Below are 18,914 nucleotides of genomic sequence, written 5' to 3'. Positions count from 1 at the left end.
GAACAGGCATACTTACCGATAATCCAATCGATTTAAATTGAAAATGAATGACAATTAATGGGGAGAGTCCCACACAAAAGGAGGTCTTCCAAATGAATAAAGAATCAGTACTGATCGTGGAAGACGAAGAAAAGATCTTAAGGCTGCTTGAATTGGAGCTTGAAATCGAAGGCTATCAAGTCGGAAAGGCAATGGACGGCAAGGAGGCCCTTGAGGCATATCAATCAAGAAAGTGGGATTTGATCTTATTGGATGTGATGCTTCCGGGTATAAGCGGGATCGAGCTGCTTCGGAAAATTCGAACGAAGAATAATATCACTCCTGTCATCCTGTTAACGGCAAAAGGCTCGGTTGAAGATAAAGTTTCCGGTCTTGATCTCGGCGCGAATGACTATATCACCAAACCTTTCCAAATTGAGGAATTGCTTGCCCGAATTCGTGCGGTTTTAAGAATGCGGCCTGCAGCACCTTCAATGGAAGCTGAAATCGGTGGATGGCTAAATACTGCCGATTTAAAAGTGAATGTCAAAACACGCGAAGTCATTAGAGGTGATAGCCATATTGAACTAACGCCAAAGGAGTATGATTTACTTCTATATTTACTGAAGAATAAGCGTCAGGTGCTAAGCCGTGATCAAATTCTGGGAGCGGTTTGGGGGTATGATTTCCAGGGAGAAACAAACGTGGTGGATGTGTATATCCGTTATGTTCGCAAAAAGCTCGAACATGGCTTTGAAACGCCGCTCATTCATACCGTAAGAGGCGTTGGCTACGTCATGAAGGAAGCAAAATGAGACTTCGCAAGAAAATAAACTTATATACAGCGGTGTTATTCATTTTCCTGCTGCTTTTGATGAATGTTTCCATTTATTTTGTTTTCAGTAATCTGATGATGGTGAATGAAATGAATCGTGCGAAAGCGGAGACAGGGAAAATTGCCTTTGATGTTAGTGAAAATGTTAATAATATATCTCCAAATGATTTACTTCGAGCCTATCTGCCTATAGATGGCATGATTGGTATCGTAATCGAAGGTCAACGAAAAGGAACAGCTGTTACATCCAATTCTGAAAAACAATTAAGCAATCGAAATAGCAGCTTTTACCCCGGTGAGAAGAGCGAGATCATCACTTATCAGCAGAAAAAGTATGTATTCGTTTCAAACCCGATCGTTTGGGGGGATGGAAGTGTAGTTAATCTTCAAATCACCAAAAGCATGTCAGCAACCGAAGAAATGCTCGCTGTTCTGCGCATCGTATTAATCGCAGTAACCATCATTGCCATGATACCTGTTCTGATATCAAGCACTATTCTTAGTAACTTCATCGCCCGTCCGATTCGATCGATGATCGATACGATGAAGGAAATTCAAACTAGCGGCCAATTTAAGCGGCTTAGCCTAGAAGAAAAATCAAAGGATGAGCTTGTGGAAATGGGAAAAACATTTAATCACATGATCGATTTACTGCAGGCTAACTTCGAAAAACAGGAGCAATTCGTATCGAATGCTTCACATGAATTAAAAACACCGCTAACTGTCATCGAAAGCTATGCAAGCCTTTTGAAAAGAAAAGGGTTGGAGCGTCCTGATTTGTTTGATGAATCCATAGAGGCCATTCATTCTGAAGCCATTAGAATGAGAGAGATGACTGAGCAAATGCTCCTGCTTGCAAAGCATCAGGAAAAATGGAATATAGAGAAGGAAAACGTCAATCTGTCCGATATCATGGCAGAGTTAGCGAAAGTATATAAGAATGCGTACAATCGGACAGTGGAGATTTATAGTGGCGATGCAATTGAAGCAGTAACGGATGTTCAAAAGTTAAAACAGCTTTTGTTTATTTTTTTAGACAATGCCAGAAAGTATAGTGACGAGCTAATCTCCGTCTACATAGGACAAACAGGTAATGAAGCATATATCCGCATCGAAGACAGAGGGGATGGAATTCCAAAGGCTGAATTGCCAAAAGTGTTCGATCGTTTTTATCGTGTAGATAAAGCTAGAAACAGAAAGCAAGGCGGATCAGGATTGGGGCTTTCCGTGGCAAAGGAAATTGCTGATGCAATAGATGTGCGGATTGAAATGGACAGTCTCGAAGGCAGGGGAACGATCGTTACTCTTTTATTTAATTAAGCCAGAATGATGTTGGATGGGGGATACGATGAAGAATAGAAAAGTGCTGATAACAGCCGGATCGACTCTCGTTTTTGGTCTGCTATCTTTCGTCGGATTTCAATGGTGGGCTCCATCATTATCCGCGGAAAGTTTGACGAAAGAAGAAGTGAACCAGACAGCAAAGGATAAATTTCCTGGAACCATTATGAAGACAACGAAAAGTGAAGGTGAAGAATATCAGATTGAAATGCAGCTTGAAACCGGGGTCTATCAAATTAGGATGGATGCGAAAAGCGGGGAAGTCCGTTCTATAAAAAAAGAAACAATAGGTCATACAGCTGAAGCGACTACGGAAAAAATACCTCAAAAGCAACTGACCCAAAACGAAATAAAGACGCGTATTTCCTCACAAGGTGACCTGGAACAAATTGATTTTGTACAGGAGAAAGACAACTCCTTTTATAAAGCAGTGGTAAATAAGAATAACGAAAAAATCACCTTGATACTCGATCCATATACAGGAGCTATAATTGACTCGACACTGGTGGCAGATAGTATCATTACAGAAAGCGAAGCAATTGCGATTGCCGAAAAACATGTAAAAGGAACAGGTGACGATACAGAATTTTATCAACCTCTAGATCAGACACCTTATTATTTGGTCGAAGTTGAATTGGAGGACGATCGAGACGCAGTCGTTCAAGTGGACGGCTACACGCAGGAAGTAAAAACAATCACATGGGAAGATGACGAAGAGAACGATAATGATGGCCCTGAATAAAATAGTGGCTCATAAGGGTTTACTTATCAAGACGTAAATTGAATAAAGCAAAAAAAGGGTGATGCTATTAGCTGTCTAATATGCATCACCCTTTTTGGCTTTGGTGAGTAAGGAAAATGCAAAAAAAAAGAGAAGGAACTGTAATAATTCTCACCAATTTCTAATCCTTCTATCATTTAACTCTAATTAACTATCTCTAACATGGAATAAAGCACCAAATGATAAAACAGAGCCAAAGAAGCGAGTGGATGAAAGGCATCTGGATTATTGTACATAAAACACTCCATCATATTTCTACACCTTAACAAAGTTTTGCAAAGAGAAAGGGGAATCAGTAATGTCAGTTATTTCTAGCATTCTGGATTACAACAAGACGTTTGTCGATCAAAACAAATATGAAAGGTTTCAAACGACAAAGTATCCAGATAAAAAGATCGTCATCATAACGTGCATGGATACCCGGCTGTTGGAATTGCTTCCAAAGGCGATGGGGTTAAGAAATGGAGATGCGAAAATCATTAAAAACGCCGGAGCCATTGTTTCTCATCCATTTGGCAGCATTATGCGCAGTATCCTTGTCGCCATTTATGAGCTGAAAGTGGAGGAAGTGTGTGTGATCGGACATCACGGATGCGGTATGGTGGGGCTTCAATCCTCTTCACTGCTTGATGCCGCAAAGGAGAAGAAAATCAGCCAGGAGCAAATTGATCTCCTTACAAACTCTGGTATTGATTTATCAAAGTGGCTGACAGGCTTTCAATGCGTTGAGGAGAGTGTAAGGAATAGTGTCCATTTGATCAAAAACCATCCATTATTACCGGATTCCATTGCCGTCCACGGTATGGTCATCCATCCCGAAACGGGTAAACTGGATCGAATCATAGATGGATATAGCAATATTGTCAGCAAGGAAGAAATGCATATTCAATAAAAGAAGGAGCGATAAAATGAAGGGTTCTAGCAGGTTTGAAGGATATAACTTAGGCCATTTTCAGAAAGACCTGGTTGCCGGGGTGGTAGTTGGGATAGTAGCGATTCCTTTAGCGATGGCTTTTGCCATTGCTTCTGGAGTAAGGCCGGAATACGGACTGTACACATCGATTATTGCAGGAATCATGGTCTCCCTTTTTGGCGGATCGAAATATCAAATTGCAGGCCCGACTGGAGCCTTTGTCCCGGTCTTGTTAGGGGTGGTCATGCAGTTCGGATATGAAAAACTGTTAATCGCCGGTTTCCTGGCAGGTATCATGATTTTTCTTTTAGGTGTCTTCAAACTGGGAAGATTCATCAAGTTTATTCCGCGTCCAGTTACCATCGGCTTTACAGCTGGAATTGCCGTGATCATCTTCTCGGGGCAGATTGCCAATTTCTTTGGACTCAGTAACTTAAAAAAAGAAGAGGTCTTTCTTTTAAATATGAAAGAAATCTTAGTGAACTTCAATACAGTGAATATCTATAGTGTACTGGTAGCTAGCATAAGTCTGACTCTCGTCATATTAACTCCAAAATATTTACCGAAAATCCCTGGAGCATTGCTGGGATTGATTGTATCAACTCTTGTCGCCAGCTTATTCTTTCCAGGTCAGGTAGCGACCATAGGATCGGCATATGGCGCCATTCCTAATACATTGCCCCATTTTCAGTTTCCCCATATCACTGGTGGTCTGGTGATTGAACTCCTTCCGGCTGCCTTGGTCATCGCCATGCTTGGAGGTATTGAATCACTCTTATCCGCTGTAGTGGCAGACGGCATGACCAATAGTAAACATAACAGCAATAAAGAGCTGATGGGACAAGGATTGACCAATATGATTACGCCTTTATTTGGAGGCATTCCGGCTACAGGTGCCATCGCCCGTACTGCGACGAATATTAAAAACGGTGCAGTCTCCCCCATATCAGGCGTGATTCATGGGTTGGTGGTATTGCTGGTGTTAGTCAGTTTGGCGCCTTATGCTTCTGCCATTCCTTTGGCCAGCATGGCCCCGATTCTTATGTTTGTCGCATGGAACATGAGCGAACGCAAAGAATTTTCGCATATTTTAAAAGCCAAAACCATGGACTCGGTCGTATTGCTCGTTACCTTCGTGTTAACCGTAGTGATTGACCTGACAACAGGCGTCGGGATCGGGTTACTATTAGCCATTCTATCGTTCGTTAAACTGATGAGCAGTACATTGAAATTATCAAAGGTATTACCAGATCCAGCTGATAAACTAGTTAAACCAGAAATGGTGCAACAAGGTTCAAGCTGCCCGCAGATTAACATTTATACGATAGAAGGACCTTTATTCTTTGGCACAATCGAAAGGCTGCAAGAAGAAATCGAGGAAATAATGCGATCAAAACCAAAAGTCCTCCTATTAAGAATGAGCAATGTGTCATTTATCGATACATCGGGGGAAGCACTGCTAACCGACATCGTGAAGCAATTCAAGTTTCATAACCTACAAGTGCTGATTTCAGGAATTCAACAGGAACCTAAAGAAGTGCTGAGAAAAACCGGATTTATTGAACTGGTAGGTGAGGAACAGTTCTTTTCCAGTACGGGTGATGCCATCAATAAAGCTTTATCCAAACTGGATGAGAACCGTTGTAAAGGGTGTAAACAGTTTTCATTTGCTGAATGTACCGCACTCTCACAGCAAGTTCAAAAGCCTGCGTTATTAAAACAAAGCAGAAAACGGGAGATAGGGTTAACTTGACTCCCGTCAAGAAGAAAAAGGCATCTGCTTTTGGCGGATGTCCTTTTTCTTTGATTTTAAAGTCTGTGCCGCCTATTACCCACGGTTTATCAGATTTCTTTAAGACAATACAAAACGCATGCCCTAATTAAGAGCATGCGTGAACGTTTATTCTTCTATGATATCCAACTCTTTCAGGGCTCCAAGCGTAATCGTTTTGGCTTTGCTTCCGCTGCCGTCCATGTTCGTTGCGAAGGCCCATTTTCCTTTGTCCGTTTCGATGTACCCCACATACCAGCCCAATCCCATATCAGAAAGGCGTGTACCAGTTTTTCCATGGAGGACATATGAGTCCGCTTCTTCATTGATCATGATTCTCTTTACGGTTCTCATATGCTGCTTATCGATAGGCAGCTTTTCCTCTACAAGGTTTTCCATGAATTGGACTTGTTCCCGGGCAGAAATCTTTATGCTGCTGTCCAGCCAGAACTGATCGATTCCGCCGGAGATATCACGATTGCCGTAATCGAGCAGGTTCACATACTGCTGCATGTTTTCCGCCCCGATATCGCGGGCCATTGCTTGATAATACCAAATCACGGAATGCCTCATGGCTGAAGCAAGCGTATGATCTCTGTTCCAATCTTCAAATTCCCTGATTACGCCATCCCAGCGCTTCACTTCATATTCATCGCTCACCGCTTTTGTCTGTAAACCGATTAATGCATTCGCCACTTTGAATGTCGATTCTGGTGTGTAGCGAACTTTACTTCTCTGATTATTATAGATAAATACCTTATCATTTTTTAAGTTTTGGAGTACCATCGTGCCTTCCGCACCATCGAAGGAATCCCTGATATCCAGTTCTTTCACCTTTTGATCGTTAGCACTTGCATGAATCGTGCCCATGGAACCAGTGACTAGCAGGACAAGAATGAAACATAACGTTTTGATTTTCATTACACACTCTCCTTTAAGGCATGGATTGATCGATCATCAAATAATTTCCATAAAATAGGTTGGTAGCTAAAGTATACCTATTCCTGATGAAAAACGAAACCCTATTCTTGGATTCCATCTAGATAGTATCGATCAAGGAGGAATGCAGCGGGTAGCTAATGAATATATAGAGCAAACGATGGAATGGGAGGAATCTATCATGGAGGTTAACCAAAGAAAAATAAATAGTAATGAAAAAGAAATTACATACACACATATTGAAACCGGAAGTCCGGCCGTTTGTTTTATGTTTTCGGGTGCGGGGTACACGTATGAGAAGCCGCTATTCTATTATTCGACGATGATCATGCTTCAAAATCAGTATGATGTCGTGCATATTCATTACGCCTACGACCAGGATATATTCAAGCATCCATTGGTGGATATCACAAAAGTGATCGTTAATGATATCAATCCCGTCATTACGGAAGTGCTTCAAAATCATGAATATCAAGGAACTGTGTTTCTAGGCAAATCACTTGGCACCATCCCCATCATCAACGGAATCATGAAAAGTGAGCGGTTTACGAATGCCAAAATGATTTTGCTGACGCCGCTATTGAAGTTCGATTCGATTTTTGATGGGGTATTGAGCTGCAATCATTCAGCACATATAGTTATTGGTGAAAAAGATCATCATTATATTCCAGATAAAATTCAAGCGATTGAAAATAAACCGAACATAAGCATGAATAAAATCCCGCATGCAAATCATTCGTTGGATATTGAACCTTTCGATACTTCAAGGACGATCATCGTGCTGGAAGGTGTAATGAATAGAATGGAAGAGTTTTTAAAAAAATAGGCTAGCGAAATACAAAAGGGTTCAATCCGGGGGTTAGCGGGTGGAGAATGTTATAATAAGAGTATTGTAGTTTGGGGTTCTGAAAGGGGAAATGATGGTGGGAACCAATACATTTCATTCAATTGATGAATATATCATACAATTTCCCGAGGGAGTTCAGGAGATATTAAAAACGTTAAGAAAAGTCATAAAGGATGCAGCACCGGATGCAGAAGAGAAGATAAGTTATCAAATGCCTACCTTTGTTTTATATGGAAATCTAGTACATTTCGCTGCCTATAAAAAACATATAGGATTCTATCCAACTCCAAGCGCGATCTCTGCGTTTGAATCTGCCTTATCTGAATATAAATGTTCAAAAGGGGCCGTTCAGTTTCCACTAAACAAGCCAATTCCTTATGAATTAATAACCGAGATGGTTATATTTAGAGTGGAAGCGAACAAAAAGAAAAAAGCAGTAGGCAAATCTCAAAAGAAAAAATAACATCGATTATTATCAGAATTCACAAAATGCTTAATATATGAGAGTATGAGCTGCCAGGATTTAAGGACCGAGAGAGAAAGGTGGAAATAATATGTTCAAAAAATTATTCAGTAAAAAAGAAAGTGTGGAACAACTGCTTGCTCCTATAAACGGACAAGTAATAAAAATAGAAGATGTTCCGGATCCGGTGTTTTCCGGGAAAATGATGGGGGACGGAATAGCGATTCTTCCTGAGGAAGGGTTGGTCGTATCTCCAATCGATGCAGAAGTGATCCAGGTTTTTCATACTAAACATGCTCTAGGCCTCCGTACAAAGAATGGCATAGAATTGTTGATTCATATTGGATTGGAAACAGTTAGCCTTAAAGGCGAGGGATTTGAAGTCCATGTCGCAGAAGGGCAAAGGGTAAAAGCAGGAGACAAGCTTGTGACATTTGATATCGATTTTCTAAAATCCAACGCTCCAAGTATCGTTACTCCGATCGTTGTCACGAATGGCGAGCTGGTTGAAAAACTGGAAAAAACAAATAATACCCAAGCAACTATTAACGATACGGAGATCATGAGTGTTTATTTGAAATGAAAAGAAAGGTTCCATGCTGATCTCTCCTTTTAGGCTGTAAGCAGGAAAATCGAAAATTGCAGCGAATAGTAGGTGAGTGAACAAATAAAATCAAGCGAGGGTGAATTGGATGGGAATTCAAGCAGAAAAGATTTTTGTAAACTTGCCTGTTAAAGATTTGGATGCCTCAGTAGAATTTTTCACTAAGGTCGGTTTTGAGTTTAACGAGCAAATGACCAATGAAAATGCGACATGCATGGTTATAAGTGAGTCCATATATGTCATGTTGTTGGTGGAAGAATACTTTAAAACGTTTACCAAGAAGGAAATCCCTGATTCTGCAGCGAGTACGGAAACCATCGTCGCCCTGTCCGTTAAAAGCAAGGAAGAAGTCGATGAGATCGTGAATAGGGCACTGGATGTTGGCGGAAAGCCTTTCAATGAAGCCATTGATCATGGTTTCATGTACGGTTGGAGTTTTCTGGATATCGACGGGCATTCTTGGGAAGTATTTTACATGGACGAAAGCGGATTTAATCAAGAATAAAAAGCAAGGCACAATCCTTCACGAAGGACTGTGCCTTTTTTAGCAATCTTAGCTGAATTTCATTCATAACAATACGGGGCTAATGTCTTTCCACTCATAAACCAATAGGTTCAATTCAGCACCAGCAATTTTGATTTTTTCGGTTTTAAGCAATTCAGCACCAAATGCCTCATAGAAGTATCGAGATTTATTATCTTCAAGCACCTCTACGAAAATTGTCTTGAATCCCAGTTCTTCGAATTTAAAGAATAATTCTTTGATGAGTTTCTTACCTATTCCCATTCTTTGTGAATTTTCGAGGATATATATCGCAGTTAAATCGCCCGAATCCTCAACTTGATTCGTCTCCCTTTTCCCTCCGCATATAAATCCTACTATTTTTCCTTCGTTATTTTCTGCGACATAAACATGATTTCCATTACTAGTTATATTCTTTATCCATATGTCTTTCCTTTTCTCATAAGAAAGTTCATCTAAAAATTCACTCGGCATTATATCTTTATAAGTGGTCCGCCAGCAATCCACATGGACTTTCGCTATCCCTTCCGCATCAGCCAACGTCGCCTCTCTTATTAGCATAGTGGTTCCTCCTTTTTTAAGTTTGCTACACTTCTTATTTTTTACTAATATTATCCAATTAGCAACTGAAACAGATTTTCCGTAGTAAAATATTTTATTTAAAAAGCTTCTTGGTTATCTTGGGGGTTTTGCTGGTTTTTAATAATGACGAAGAACCGACTGAGAAATTAACTGACGATGAATTTTTTACAAATTTAGCGGATGGAAAAGTGACATTTATAGAGGTGGAGCAGCGAAAAAGTGTGATTGAAATAAGCGGTCGGCTGGCAGGGTATGAAAAGGATCAATACTTTGTCGTGTCTGTCCCAAATAGTGAAACTTCGCTAGATAGAATGAATAATGCTGCAGAGGAACATGATATAAAAAAATGGAGTTTACACCATACAATGAGGCAAGCGGATGGGTCACCCTGTTTACAACGACCATTCCGTTCATGATCATTTCCTTCCTGTTTTTAGTCTTATTACTATTTAGAGTTATAATAAAAAGATAGTTTTCGACGATATATTCCCATTTTCGGAGATAAAACTGCAAGTTTCGTCGATATTTCTATTGAGTTATGGCTTCTGCAAAAAAAGAGATAAACCTTTAAAATGGTATTGAAGATTGCTGAATAGTTTGATAGAATAAAATAAATGAAAAAGACTATGTGCAACTGGCGAAACACGGATAACCGTGAGGGAACACATAGTGTCGTAGCCGTTCGCCTGGGCAGAGGTAAGGGATTTTATCCCTTGCCTCTTTCTGTATATTAACAGATAGTAAAGGTTTAAAGTCAATATTTTGAAATTTCAAAAACATCATAATCAAAAGAGGAGCTAACAAAATGAGCACAATACTTTTAGAAAAAGTCAAAACGATCAAAGCGTTAAATAATATTGCCGAAAGCGGGCTGAATGTTTTCAATAAAGGCGATTTTAAAGTCGACAATGATAGTGAAAACCCTGATGCGATCGTTCTTCGCAGCTTTAATATGCATACTATGGAATTCGGCGATCAGTTAAAAGCAATCGCAAGGGCAGGGGCTGGCGTCAATAATATTCCGGTCGACAAATGCACTGAGCAAGGAATTGTCGTTTTCAATACACCTGGGGCTAACGCAAACGCTGTAAAAGAAATGGTGCTGACGACATTAATGGCTTCATCTCGTAACCTTTTTGCCGGTGTGGCTTGGACAAAGACGCTTGAAGGCGAAGGGGAACAAATTCCGAAGCTTGTCGAAGCAGGAAAGAAACAATTCGTTGGTAAAGAAATCAAGGGAAAAACTCTTGGCGTAATCGGTTTAGGAGCAATCGGTGCACTTGTAGCGAATGACGCGCTTGATTTGGACATGGATGTCATTGGCTTTGACCCGTTCATCTCTGTTGATACAGCTTGGAACTTATCCCGCAATGTACAGCGCGCCATGACAATTGAAGAATTGTTTGCAGAATCTGATTATATTACAGTACACGTTCCATTAACTGACGACACAAAAGGAATGTTTAACCAAGAAACATTCAGCATCATGAAGCCGGGCGTACATATCTTGAATTTCTCACGCGGCGAGCTAGTGAATGAAAATGATATGCAAGCTGCACTTGAAAGCGGAAAAGTAGGCAAGTTCATTACTGACTTCCCGAATGAAAACGTGTTGAAAATGAAAAATGTCGTTCCAATTCCGCATCTTGGTGCCTCTACGCTAGAATCAGAGGAAAACTGCGCCATCATGGCAGCTCGTCAGTTGAAGAACTTTTTAGAAACAGGGAACATCAAGAACTCTGTGAATTTCCCGAATACTTCCCTTCCTTTTACAGGAAACCGTCGTGTGGCAACTTTCCACGAAAACGTTCCGAACATGGTTGGGCAAATCACGCTGGCTGTATCAAGCTTTAATTTGAACATCGCTGACATGGTTAACAGAAGCCGTGGGGGATATGCATATACGATCATCGACATTGATGGTGAAGTAAACGGCGATATCATTCCTGCCTTGGAAGATCAAATCAAACAAATCGAAGGCATCGTTACAACTCGTATCATCTAATTGGAACCAAAATAAAGCTGATAAATAGTGAAAGCCTCAATTCCTTTAGTGAGTTGAGGCTTTTTTAGGCTTTATTAATGATTTTGGAATAAATATTGGGGTGGTCATACTAAACTGGCTCATGTGTTAACAACCTAGGGATTACAACGGACTCAGCCTGCGGGCAGCTTGATACTTTCAGTTGAAGTCAAAATGTCTTCCATCACGGATTGCTTAGCATCGAAATTCTCAAAATCCGTCATGCTTTCCTTCTGTGTTATCTTCATAATGTACAAAAAACATCAAGTAGATTGCGAATAGGAGATGCAAATAAAGTGGAACATCTTTATCACTTTGAATGACAACAAATATGTACATTCCATATAGCAAAATGGGAATGCTTAAAAGGATTCTGTGCTTAGTCACATGTCATACCCCCAGTTATCCTCAAATATTAATACTTGAGCCACTTGAAAACCCTTTTCTGCTAGAACATCTGCTAATTTCATAGCTTCACCCTCCTAATTAACCAAATATTCTGTCACTTCTATTAATACAATAGTATGAAGTACAGATAAAATGCTGTCAATCTATATTCCATCTGTACTCATTTTAAGTTAACGGATTTATAAGTTATCAGCCAAAATAACCATCTCATATATAGGCAAAACGGTACCAAAACGGGGAAGCAATGCGATCAACTGAACGCAGGGAAGCAACGTGCTGCGAACCTGAATAATGGGATCACTTGTATGCCTCCTTGCCTACGTTCACTTCAGCGAATCTAAGTAAAAGAATCGCCCCTAATCCAGAGACGATTCCCTATCTTAAACACCCTGTCTACAAAAAAAGGATGACCCTATATTGTTCTTCCCAAAAAATTCTGGTGCTGATGAAGGAAATAAGATGTTAAAAAAGCTCCAACAGGAGGCAATTGCCCGGTATACGCATTGCTAACAGGAAATTGATTCAGAGCTATATCTGTAGTGGCAATCCACGATCCAGACTCACCTGCTTGCAGAGAGGGAGGTTTCATAAGAAAACGTCCTTGAAGAATGAAATGCCGAATTCTGCTCTGTTGATCATCGATTATGGTTAAGTTGCCAGAGAATGTGGCATAAGGTGAATCAAATGCGATTTGTTTGGTGTTTTCATTCCAAAATCCATTAATCGGAATGGGTCTGCCGCAAAAATTAACCGTACCAACCACCCTATTATCTATAATGGAATGAATGGAAAATGTGCCCCAAATTATCGTTCTGCCAGCTATTGAAGAGTGGATACCCCATACAGATGGGAATGGAAAGCTAACCGAAGCAGTTCCCTGTGAAGTTACCGATGCTATGCCCTCCCTTAAAGGTCGTTTATGTTCCGAGGAAGATTCCTTGTTTAAAGCAGTATATGCAGCACGAGCAGAATAATTTAATAAAGAAAGGTGAACTCTTACATCCCCTGCCTGAAATTGCATGATGAGTTACCAGTTGCCGGAAAAAAGGATTGAACGGATCAGAGGAAGGAATGGAGGGAAATGAGGTACTTGCGGCGAAAGTAGTCTATAGAAATGTGTTGAAGATAGGATGAGCAGCAAATGTGAACGGATCAGATAAACAGCTATTGAGCATGAGAGCGGTTTGATAAACGATATGATAATAGATCGTAAAAAAACATGAAGGAGTGACGCATATGCATAAAAAAGGTTGTTCCAAATTGAAGTGTCAGTGTTTCATCGTACCTAACTATATTCTTGAGAATTTGGCACAAAATGAAGTGGAGGAAGCACGGATCAGTTTAGCGAAAAGCCGTCAAATGCGCAGGCGCAGAATATTGAAAGAATACGATATTGACGGTGTTGTCGCACTGACGGATGCAGGATCTGAACGTCAAGGTGAATCTGCCCGTCATGTTTACGATTGCAAGGGAGGAACGAAACTCCGGGAGAATGAGGCTAGGAAAGAAGGAGACCGATCAAGTGCAGATCCCATTGTTAACGCTGCATATGATTATAGCGGAGTTGTGCGTGATTATTTCAAGGATGTTTTGCACCGTAATTCAATTGATAACCAAGGTCTTGATCTCATTCTGAACGTTCATTATGGCAATAAGTTCACGAATGCTTATTGGGACGGAGATGAAATGGTATTTGGTGACGGCGATGGGGTCATCTTTAGCAATTTTGCCAATTCACTCGATGTAATTGGACATGAATTGACACATGGGGTTACGCAGTTCACAAGTGGATTGGAGTATGAAGGTCAGTCCGGGGCATTGAACGAACATCTTTCAGATGTGTTTGGAGTTGCCATAAAACAATTTCACTTAAAGCAAACTGCAGGAGATGCCGATTGGCTGATCGGTGCTGATATAATGGGACCGACACTGAAAGGGCAGGCACTCCGTTCGATGAAGGCACCAGGTACGGCATTTGACAATAAGTTAATGGGTAAGGATATTCAGCCTGATCATATGAAGAACTTCTATAAGGGAGAACGTGATAATCATGGTGTCCATATCAATAGCGGCATACCAAACAAGGCCTTTTACCTAGTATCCATGGAAATTGGAACGGACAAAGCGGCCTTGATTTGGTTCAATGCGATGCAGAATTTATTTGCGACGGCGAATTTCAATCAATTCGTGCAAATCGTCATCAAGGCAGCGCAAAAACTTGTTGATAGCGGCGATGTTACGAAAACAGCCATCAAGACAATTGAAAATGCTTTTAAAGCGGTTGGACTGCCTGAGTAGAAATAATCCATGAATAGGAGGCTTCATCTACCATGCATATCAAATTTAGCTGCATAGGGGGATTTGCCAACCTCGACTTGAATTTCGGGATAGATACGGATGAATTGCCGAAAGAGAAGTATGAGGAATTGCAGAACTTAATGAAACATGCTGACCTTCATAATGCTGCCCAAAGTAAAATGGTAAAAACGCAAGGGTTCGACTCGTTTTCATACCAGCTGGATATAGCCGATGAAAAGAAGAAGCAGTCTTTCTCATTCACAGACACAACAGCTCCAGAGGAAGTCCGGCCCTTATTGGATTATTTACGGAATTTAGCAATTGAAATAAAGCTGGCAGAATAACTACGTCAAAAAAGTCTATCATTCTGATAGACTTTTTTTGACGAGTCGTAAAACTTCACAAAAATGTCATTTCGTTTCACTTTTATCTGGATTTTGGCTGTTTGTTCTCTAAATGGACACAAAATAGAAATCTGCAGTAGCAAATTTGAAACGGAAATTAAAGAGTATAGCCCTTTGATGAGATTTTGTAAAGAGTTAGCCAATCAAACAGGTAAAGCAGTCACAAAAGGGAACCAATTTTGAAAGAGGTAATACAAGAGCGGTTTTACAAAAAAAGCATAAAATAGGATAATGGTCGCAGAGAGGTGAAGTGAATGACATATCAAGAAATGAAAGTGACGATAGCCGGAAACAGCCTTACCCAATTCGGGAAAAGAATATTAATCTCGCAGATTCAATTCTCGACATTGGAGGCGATATTCGAAGTCGATGAGGCGGTTCAAAGAAAGCTTGATCTCAATCGAAGGACTGAAATCAGGGAGTTCATCATCGATTCTGTATCGGAAGGGGACTTTTACTTTTCCCCATTCATCTTCTCGAGCAGGGGAGCGATCCAAGAAGTGCCCGTGGGCGGGGAACTGCCACCAGGAAGTAAAATATACATACTTGACGGTCAGCATAGGACTTACGCCCTCATTTCAGCCATCAGTCACCTAAGGGCACGGAAGGAAACGGAAGAAGAAATCGGAAACTTTCCCGAAGCGGCAAAGCTCCAAAACCAAATTGATAAGTTGAAAACCTATCCGGTCACGATTCAAATCTATTTAAATCTGGAAACGCATGAAGAAAGACAGCTATTCAATGATATTAATACGAAGCGAAAAGAGCCGCATAACGGCTTGGTGATGAAGTATGACCAGCGCGATGAATATGCAGAACTAACACGGAACATTGCCAGGATATTAGAAAGTAAGATGGAGATAGAGGCCACCCTTTCGAGGATCACCGTGAGATGTACGGCGCTGACTACGCTGACGATCATGAGGCGCTGCCTTATTGCTTTATTTGAAGGAAACGTCACCGCGAAAACGGGTAAAGCCAATTATGGTGATATGACCAAAGCCGAAATCATCAACACCGCGACCGCGTTTTTCGAGTCATGGCTGGAAATCTTTCCGAAGAAGATGACAGACCGGACTACATTCACATCAGGGTATTCCGGCATTCAAATAGCTCTTGCCCAAACGATCCACCAACTCCGTAAACATCATGAAATCCCCTATGAAGAAGCAATAAATCATATGCTCCATTTGAAGGAAGCCTGTACTTGGAAGCATGATGATACCCTTTATTCACACATTTACGACCCCTTGAAAAAAAGAGTCAAAAACCATTCGACTACAAACGCCATCCAGAAAACGGCTCTCGCGTTCAAACGAAAAATAGAACAAGAAGGAGGATGGCTGCATGATTCTAGGTGAATTGGACCGGAAAAGAAGGACGATGGTTTCCTGCTCCATCATCGAGCTGGTCCATATGTATCGCAACGGTCAGATCGCCACGAGGGAAATCAACCAGCTGCGGGTCCGATCGATCAAAAACTATCTTTTGGACAATGCGTTAACGAAAAATATCTACCTGCCGCCGCTTGTTGCCAGCAGCAGGGAAGGAGCAGCCCCTAATGGAGATTCTATCGAACTTTCGATCATCGACGGAACACAACGAATAGCGGCTTTCGCGCAATTGGAGGACAGTATCCTTAAAGCGTTAAAGAAAGGTGAAGAAAAGGTGAAACTAGCATACGAACTGGATTCACTCATGAAGGACAGCTCGATTGCGATCCAAGTATTTGAAGGGCTAACGAGAGCGGAAGAATCCCAGCTCTACCTGGATCTCAATCTAAAAGGCAAGAAAGTGGCCCTTTCCAAACGGATATCATTCGACTCGCGAAACAACCTCAACGTCATTACCAATCAGGTGCTCCATACCCATCAATCGCTAAAATCAGCCGGTGTCGAACTTGAAAAGCGTTCCATCAATCGTCCAGCCAATAAAAACCTCTTATCGCTATCGCAATTGAGGCAGATCATCGGCATCTTCATGACTGGGAAGGCACACGTAAACATCGAAGAGAAAGTATCACAAAGTCCGCTTTCGAACAGTGAATACATCACACTCATTCATCTCTATCTTAATGAACTATTCGACATATACCCGGCAGGACAGATGGGTGATTACACAAAATGCATGCTTGCCAGTTACCCGCTTTTCATTGCCGTTGCCCTTTATGTCAATGACAAAATGGAAAACCAGCCAATCGAACAAAGACAACAGCTGATTGCCGCGAGAATGTCAAAATTGAAAGAAGTGGACTGGAGCCCTGATAATCCCATTTGGAAAGAGTTTAAAGGAACATACAAAGGGCAGCCGCCATTATTTCACCTAAGCAAAGATAAAAACAATATCGAAGAGCTAGTACGCTGGCTATATAGTTGTTGAGGAGGTGAGGGGAAATGTGAAATGAAAAAGTGAAAAACCCCTAGGTGAGGACGTCCGGTCAGACAATCACCTAAGGGCTTGCGAGCAGGAGTATACCTGCCTCTATGTCCAGTATACTCCATAAAAAGGAATAGTGAAATGGGGAGTGAATGGAATGATGATACGAAAAAACTATTTATTGAATATGAAAACGGTAGGAATGATGGAGCGATACGACGCCAATGGTGTCGAGATGACTACGGTAGTGGAGGGAGACAGCACTTTCCATGTTAGGCAACCGCGCCAGGAAATCCTGAATAACACGTTAAACCACTTTGGATTGGATCTGGATGGCGGACTAGCAGCAGCCAAATCCGTACTGGGCGGTAAATACAGACTGCCCGTCTGCATAAACGCCCAACTGGGGATGGTCTGGTTCTCCTCCCGCTCATTCCGGAAAAGAGGAGGAGTCTGGTTTTCCTACATCCACATTCGTGACTTAGAGGAAATGAACGAAAAGGAAACACTGGTCCACACAAACTACGGTCATTGCTTACCAGTAAACTTAAGCAAAAATCAACTCGCCTTCAAAAGGGATCAAGCAGCCTATCTGCATACGACCTTCCATGAACGCTCATTGGGTAAAAAGACCTTTTATTACGAACCGGGAAGCGGAATCACCTTTTGCAAAGAACCTGGGGAGGTCCATTACAGGGTGAAAGGAAAGGAATAATATAATCTATGGGACCGCTGAATTGGCGGTCTTTTCTTAGGAGTGGATTAAGTGAGAGCGGGTATTATTTAAATCAAGAAAAATAGTTATTGTAAAAAATGGAATGATACATTATGATTAGTAAAAAGTTAATGTTTAGGAAATGGAGTGCGTATTTCGAAACGAATATTTGCTATTTTACTATCTTTTGGACTAGTTTTAGGTCTCTCGTTTGGCGCAAATGACGTTGCCAGTGCCAAAACAAAAGTGAAGACTTATAAAAACTGTCCAGCATTGAATAAAGACTACAAAGGAGGCGTAGCCCGTACTTCTTCCGTTAAAAATAAAGGAGGAAAAACGAAATACAAGCCTCACGTTTCAAAGGCGCTTTATGATGCCAATAAAAAAAGCGATCGCGACAAAGACTTTATCGCTTGTGAAAAGTAAGGATTATTCAAAGAGACTTTTTATAGGAAGGTCTCTTTGAATTTTTGTAGGTAAAACGTGTTCCTTATTGATTGGAGCGGGTTGAGAGACTCCTGCGGAAAGCAAGTGCCTGAAGAGGACCGTTCATTTTTGTACAAAACTAAAAAAACGGAAGCTAAAGCCTACACAGGTTTTTAGCTTTTTTCTCGTGGGTTATCTTTCAAACCGTCCAAAATGTGTATTTTCCCGATTTATAAGTGCATCCCCAAGATTGATTCTGCTCATAAGTCTTTCATGGTCCGAAGGAAAACGTTCTTTAACATTTGCGACACCCTCTGTTGTTGGGATATTACCATTAGGCATAGGGCGTTCTTCTCTTTGATACCCAGGGTTCAAACTATCATTATTAGGGTCTCTGCGAGCATCAAGGTTCCCGGCAGTATTATTTGGATCATTGTTATTATCTTGTGGCATATATTTCACTCCTTCGCTTATATTATCCGCTGATGGCATTAATCTATCCTTTATTTATTTGCAGCAACGCCAATTTCTCTTGAATGATCAACAAGTACGAATGTTCTTTTTTATGTTTTTTTAAAAAACTTCTAAATATTATGATTGACTTACATTTTAATTTGTCTTACAATTTCAATGTAAATAGTCGAAAGATTCAATCAAATGGAAGGAGAACTTTCTTAAGATCTAAT

22 protein-coding genes and 1 riboswitch are annotated in these 18,914 nt (G+C 40.9%); of the genes, 17 read left to right on the top strand and 5 right to left on the bottom strand.

Annotated elements, in window-relative coordinates:
- The first annotated feature begins 92 nt into the window (after positions 1 to 92).
- From ACFX4H_RS13180 to ACFX4H_RS13160, 5 genes are all read left to right on the top strand, one after another.
- Positions 93 to 794: a response regulator transcription factor gene (locus ACFX4H_RS13180; protein WP_034304119.1), complete on the top strand. Its 702-nt coding sequence runs from the start codon at positions 93 to 95 to the stop codon at positions 792 to 794.
- Complete coding sequence (locus ACFX4H_RS13175) at positions 791 to 2,134, top strand: sensor histidine kinase (protein WP_377435551.1); 1,344 nt, start codon at positions 791 to 793, stop codon at positions 2,132 to 2,134. The genes ACFX4H_RS13180 and ACFX4H_RS13175 overlap by 4 nt, the downstream gene beginning before the upstream one ends.
- 28 nt (positions 2,135 to 2,162) lie before the next feature.
- A complete protein-coding gene (locus ACFX4H_RS13170; protein ID WP_377435549.1) occupies positions 2,163 to 2,897 on the top strand; it encodes a PepSY domain-containing protein in 735 nt (244 codons plus the stop codon).
- A gap of 337 nt (positions 2,898 to 3,234) precedes the next feature.
- Entirely contained in the window at positions 3,235 to 3,828 is a 594-nt protein-coding gene (locus ACFX4H_RS13165) for a beta-class carbonic anhydrase (RefSeq protein ID WP_034304115.1), read from the top strand.
- A gap of 16 nt (positions 3,829 to 3,844) precedes the next feature.
- On the top strand, positions 3,845 to 5,602 hold the full coding sequence (locus ACFX4H_RS13160; RefSeq protein WP_377435548.1) for a SulP family inorganic anion transporter: 1,758 nt from the start codon (positions 3,845 to 3,847) through the stop codon (positions 5,600 to 5,602).
- 147 nt (positions 5,603 to 5,749) lie between these two features.
- Here ACFX4H_RS13160 and blaOXA read toward each other — a convergent pair whose 3' ends face one another.
- A complete protein-coding gene (blaOXA, locus tag ACFX4H_RS13155) occupies positions 5,750 to 6,541 on the bottom strand; it encodes a class D beta-lactamase (RefSeq protein ID WP_377435547.1) in 792 nt (263 codons plus the stop codon).
- Positions 6,542 to 6,740: 199 nt separating this feature from the next.
- Here blaOXA and ACFX4H_RS13150 point away from each other — a divergent pair, with 199 nt between their 5' ends.
- The 4 genes from ACFX4H_RS13150 to ACFX4H_RS13135 all read left to right on the top strand — a co-directional run bounded on the left by ACFX4H_RS13150 (position 6,741) and on the right by ACFX4H_RS13135 (position 8,978).
- Complete coding sequence (locus tag ACFX4H_RS13150; RefSeq protein WP_377435545.1) at positions 6,741 to 7,385, top strand: alpha/beta hydrolase; 645 nt, start codon at positions 6,741 to 6,743, stop codon at positions 7,383 to 7,385.
- Between the two features lie 94 nt (positions 7,386 to 7,479).
- Positions 7,480 to 7,869, top strand: coding sequence for an iron chaperone (locus ACFX4H_RS13145; protein WP_377435645.1), 390 nt, complete (start codon positions 7,480 to 7,482; stop codon positions 7,867 to 7,869).
- A gap of 91 nt (positions 7,870 to 7,960) precedes the next feature.
- A complete protein-coding gene (locus tag ACFX4H_RS13140) occupies positions 7,961 to 8,452 on the top strand; it encodes a PTS sugar transporter subunit IIA (protein ID WP_249597187.1) in 492 nt (163 codons plus the stop codon).
- 109 nt (positions 8,453 to 8,561) lie between these two features.
- Positions 8,562 to 8,978 (top strand): VOC family protein, encoded by a 417-nt coding sequence (locus tag ACFX4H_RS13135; RefSeq protein ID WP_098187495.1) that lies wholly within the window; start codon positions 8,562 to 8,564, stop codon positions 8,976 to 8,978.
- 63 nt (positions 8,979 to 9,041) lie between these two features.
- Here the strand turns inward: ACFX4H_RS13135 and ACFX4H_RS13130 are convergent, their stop codons facing one another.
- Positions 9,042 to 9,557 (bottom strand): GNAT family N-acetyltransferase, encoded by a 516-nt coding sequence (locus ACFX4H_RS13130; RefSeq protein WP_249597188.1) that lies wholly within the window; start codon positions 9,555 to 9,557, stop codon positions 9,042 to 9,044.
- A 65-nt stretch (positions 9,558 to 9,622) separates the two neighbouring features.
- On the opposite strand from ACFX4H_RS13130, the gene ACFX4H_RS13125 reads away from it, so the two are divergent.
- Positions 9,623 to 9,994 (top strand): ATP-dependent metallopeptidase FtsH/Yme1/Tma family protein, encoded by a 372-nt coding sequence (locus ACFX4H_RS13125; protein WP_377435644.1) that lies wholly within the window; start codon positions 9,623 to 9,625, stop codon positions 9,992 to 9,994.
- Positions 9,995 to 10,198: 204 nt separating this feature from the next.
- A riboswitch (ZMP/ZTP riboswitch) is annotated at positions 10,199 to 10,277 on the top strand.
- 106 nt (positions 10,278 to 10,383) lie between these two features.
- Complete coding sequence (locus ACFX4H_RS13120) at positions 10,384 to 11,583, top strand: phosphoglycerate dehydrogenase (RefSeq protein ID WP_034304108.1); 1,200 nt, start codon at positions 10,384 to 10,386, stop codon at positions 11,581 to 11,583.
- A gap of 228 nt (positions 11,584 to 11,811) precedes the next feature.
- On the opposite strand, the gene ACFX4H_RS13115 is transcribed toward ACFX4H_RS13120, so the two are convergent.
- Together ACFX4H_RS13115 and ACFX4H_RS13110 are read right to left on the bottom strand one after the other, a co-directional pair.
- Positions 11,812 to 11,988, bottom strand: a complete 177-nt coding sequence (locus ACFX4H_RS13115) for a hypothetical protein (RefSeq protein WP_156404343.1) — start codon at positions 11,986 to 11,988, stop codon at positions 11,812 to 11,814.
- Positions 11,989 to 12,421: 433 nt separating this feature from the next.
- On the bottom strand, positions 12,422 to 13,030 hold the full coding sequence (locus tag ACFX4H_RS13110; protein WP_377435543.1) for a hypothetical protein: 609 nt from the start codon (positions 13,028 to 13,030) through the stop codon (positions 12,422 to 12,424).
- A 215-nt stretch (positions 13,031 to 13,245) separates the two neighbouring features.
- Between ACFX4H_RS13110 and ACFX4H_RS13105 the strand changes: the two genes are divergently transcribed.
- The 6 genes from ACFX4H_RS13105 to ACFX4H_RS13080 all read left to right on the top strand — a co-directional run bounded on the left by ACFX4H_RS13105 (position 13,246) and on the right by ACFX4H_RS13080 (position 18,228).
- The gene (locus ACFX4H_RS13105; protein WP_328131157.1) at positions 13,246 to 14,307 is read left to right on the top strand and encodes a M4 family metallopeptidase; all 1,062 of its coding nucleotides are present in this window, start codon (positions 13,246 to 13,248) and stop codon (positions 14,305 to 14,307) included.
- 32 nt (positions 14,308 to 14,339) lie between these two features.
- Positions 14,340 to 14,651: a protealysin inhibitor emfourin gene (locus tag ACFX4H_RS13100; protein WP_063590190.1), complete on the top strand. Its 312-nt coding sequence runs from the start codon at positions 14,340 to 14,342 to the stop codon at positions 14,649 to 14,651.
- A gap of 314 nt (positions 14,652 to 14,965) precedes the next feature.
- Complete coding sequence (locus ACFX4H_RS13095; protein WP_377435541.1) at positions 14,966 to 16,072, top strand: DNA sulfur modification protein DndB; 1,107 nt, start codon at positions 14,966 to 14,968, stop codon at positions 16,070 to 16,072.
- Positions 16,059 to 17,090 (top strand): DNA sulfur modification protein DndB, encoded by a 1,032-nt coding sequence (locus tag ACFX4H_RS13090; RefSeq protein WP_377435539.1) that lies wholly within the window; start codon positions 16,059 to 16,061, stop codon positions 17,088 to 17,090. Before ACFX4H_RS13095 ends, ACFX4H_RS13090 begins: the two co-directional genes overlap by 14 nt.
- A 154-nt stretch (positions 17,091 to 17,244) precedes the next feature.
- Entirely contained in the window at positions 17,245 to 17,802 is a 558-nt protein-coding gene (locus ACFX4H_RS13085; protein ID WP_377435537.1) for a competence protein ComK, read from the top strand.
- A 153-nt stretch (positions 17,803 to 17,955) separates the two neighbouring features.
- Positions 17,956 to 18,228: an excalibur calcium-binding domain-containing protein gene (locus ACFX4H_RS13080; RefSeq protein WP_377435643.1), complete on the top strand. Its 273-nt coding sequence runs from the start codon at positions 17,956 to 17,958 to the stop codon at positions 18,226 to 18,228.
- A gap of 192 nt (positions 18,229 to 18,420) precedes the next feature.
- Here ACFX4H_RS13080 and ACFX4H_RS13075 read toward each other — a convergent pair whose 3' ends face one another.
- Positions 18,421 to 18,681: a hypothetical protein gene (locus ACFX4H_RS13075; protein ID WP_063590195.1), complete on the bottom strand. Its 261-nt coding sequence runs from the start codon at positions 18,679 to 18,681 to the stop codon at positions 18,421 to 18,423.
- Between the last annotated feature and the right edge of the window lie 233 nt (positions 18,682 to 18,914).

Source organism: Peribacillus sp. YIM B13477 (genome assembly GCF_042787955.1).
Lineage (GTDB): Bacteria > Bacillota > Bacilli > Bacillales > DSM-1321 > Peribacillus > Peribacillus frigoritolerans.
Note: the sequence above shows the minus strand (reverse complement) of the source record. Positions and strands in the feature narration are given on the sequence as shown.

Excerpts from the sequence above, each read along its gene's own strand:
- ACFX4H_RS13180 (WP_034304119.1), top strand. The coding sequence starts at position 93 with ATGAATAAAGAATCAGTACTGATCGTGGAAGACGAAGAAAAGATCTTA.
- ACFX4H_RS13175 (WP_377435551.1), top strand. The coding sequence starts at position 791 with ATGAGACTTCGCAAGAAAATAAACTTATATACAGCGGTGTTATTCATT.
- ACFX4H_RS13170 (WP_377435549.1), top strand. The coding sequence starts at position 2,163 with ATGAAGAATAGAAAAGTGCTGATAACAGCCGGATCGACTCTCGTTTTT.
- ACFX4H_RS13165 (WP_034304115.1), top strand. The coding sequence starts at position 3,235 with ATGTCAGTTATTTCTAGCATTCTGGATTACAACAAGACGTTTGTCGAT.
- ACFX4H_RS13160 (WP_377435548.1), top strand. The coding sequence starts at position 3,845 with ATGAAGGGTTCTAGCAGGTTTGAAGGATATAACTTAGGCCATTTTCAG.
- blaOXA (WP_377435547.1), bottom strand. The coding sequence starts at position 6,541 with ATGAAAATCAAAACGTTATGTTTCATTCTTGTCCTGCTAGTCACTGGT.
- ACFX4H_RS13150 (WP_377435545.1), top strand. The coding sequence starts at position 6,741 with ATGGAGGTTAACCAAAGAAAAATAAATAGTAATGAAAAAGAAATTACA.
- ACFX4H_RS13145 (WP_377435645.1), top strand. The coding sequence starts at position 7,480 with ATGGTGGGAACCAATACATTTCATTCAATTGATGAATATATCATACAA.
- ACFX4H_RS13140 (WP_249597187.1), top strand. The coding sequence starts at position 7,961 with ATGTTCAAAAAATTATTCAGTAAAAAAGAAAGTGTGGAACAACTGCTT.
- ACFX4H_RS13135 (WP_098187495.1), top strand. The coding sequence starts at position 8,562 with ATGGGAATTCAAGCAGAAAAGATTTTTGTAAACTTGCCTGTTAAAGAT.
- ACFX4H_RS13130 (WP_249597188.1), bottom strand. The coding sequence starts at position 9,557 with ATGCTAATAAGAGAGGCGACGTTGGCTGATGCGGAAGGGATAGCGAAA.
- ACFX4H_RS13120 (WP_034304108.1), top strand. The coding sequence starts at position 10,384 with ATGAGCACAATACTTTTAGAAAAAGTCAAAACGATCAAAGCGTTAAAT.
- ACFX4H_RS13110 (WP_377435543.1), bottom strand. The coding sequence starts at position 13,030 with ATGCAATTTCAGGCAGGGGATGTAAGAGTTCACCTTTCTTTATTAAAT.
- ACFX4H_RS13105 (WP_328131157.1), top strand. The coding sequence starts at position 13,246 with ATGCATAAAAAAGGTTGTTCCAAATTGAAGTGTCAGTGTTTCATCGTA.
- ACFX4H_RS13100 (WP_063590190.1), top strand. The coding sequence starts at position 14,340 with ATGCATATCAAATTTAGCTGCATAGGGGGATTTGCCAACCTCGACTTG.
- ACFX4H_RS13095 (WP_377435541.1), top strand. The coding sequence starts at position 14,966 with ATGACATATCAAGAAATGAAAGTGACGATAGCCGGAAACAGCCTTACC.
- ACFX4H_RS13090 (WP_377435539.1), top strand. The coding sequence starts at position 16,059 with ATGATTCTAGGTGAATTGGACCGGAAAAGAAGGACGATGGTTTCCTGC.
- ACFX4H_RS13085 (WP_377435537.1), top strand. The coding sequence starts at position 17,245 with ATGATGATACGAAAAAACTATTTATTGAATATGAAAACGGTAGGAATG.
- ACFX4H_RS13075 (WP_063590195.1), bottom strand. The coding sequence starts at position 18,681 with ATGCCACAAGATAATAACAATGATCCAAATAATACTGCCGGGAACCTT.